This window comes from Streptomyces sp. NTH33, assembly GCF_003236365.1.
Taxonomy (GTDB): domain Bacteria; phylum Actinomycetota; class Actinomycetes; order Streptomycetales; family Streptomycetaceae; genus Streptomyces.
Genome location: NZ_POTZ01001004.1, coordinates 1 through 855, shown reverse-complemented (window position 1 = coordinate 855; position 855 = coordinate 1). Strand labels below are relative to the sequence as shown.

2 protein-coding genes are annotated in these 855 nt (G+C 75.3%); both read left to right on the top strand.

Going from position 1 to position 855, the window contains the following annotated elements; genetic code table 11:
• The first annotated feature begins 196 nt into the window (after positions 1 to 196).
• Positions 197 to 400: an anti-anti-sigma factor gene (locus C1I97_RS42355; protein WP_258382950.1), complete on the top strand. Its 204-nt coding sequence runs from the start codon at positions 197 to 199 to the stop codon at positions 398 to 400.
• On the top strand, positions 397 to 855 hold a 459-nt coding region (locus C1I97_RS38105), incomplete at its 3' end, for an MEDS domain-containing protein (protein WP_181447115.1). The genes C1I97_RS42355 and C1I97_RS38105, both read left to right, overlap by 4 nt.

The following is an 855-nucleotide window of genomic DNA, read 5'->3' as shown; positions in this document are numbered from 1 at the left end:
GGGGAAACCGGGGCGGGCCCGCTCGACCGGAGGCCGCGGCCGTGGGATCCGCGCCGTGCCGGGTATACGGACGTGTGGGTCCCGAGGTGCGGGCGATAAGGTGCGGTATGCCTTCGACGGTGTCTTCGACACGTCCCGGGACGGCAGGGAGACGGTGCGGACATCCCGTCACACGCGCGGTACAGGGGGGTGGACGGTGCGCGAAGGTGAGGACGTGTACTGCCTGGAGCTGTCGGCCGTGACCTTCGTCGACGCCGCCGGTGCCGGCGTACTCGCGGACGCCCCGCGGCGGCTCGGGCCGGGCCGCCGTACGGTGCCGCACCGGCCGCCGCCCGTGCCGTGCCGGGCAGGGGAAACGTTTCGGTCCGGCCTGCCGGGGATCGAGGTGCCGACGCCATGACCGCGACCGCGGAGCCCTTCGTCCACCCCGCCCTGTTCTACCGGGACGAGCAGGAGTACCTCGCGGGCACCGTGCCCTTCGTGCGCGAGGGGCTCCGGTCCGGCGAGCCGGTGGCGGTGGCCGTACCCGGCGAGAACCTGCGGCTGATCGAGGACGCGCTGGGCGCGGACGCCGGCGCCGTACGGCTGCTGGACATGCGCGAGGCCGGGCGCAACCCGGGCCGGATCATCCCGGGGGTGCTGCACGCCTTCGCCGACGCCCAGCAGGCCGGCCGCCGGGTGCGGATCGTCGGCGAGCCGGTCTGGGCCGGCCGGACACGGGCCGAGTACCCGGCCTGTGCCCAGCACGAGGCGCTGATCAACGCGGCGTTCCAGGGCCGCGAGGTCACCATCCTGTGCCCGTACGACGCCGCCCGCCTCGACGAGCGGACCCTCGCCGACGCCCACGCCACCCAC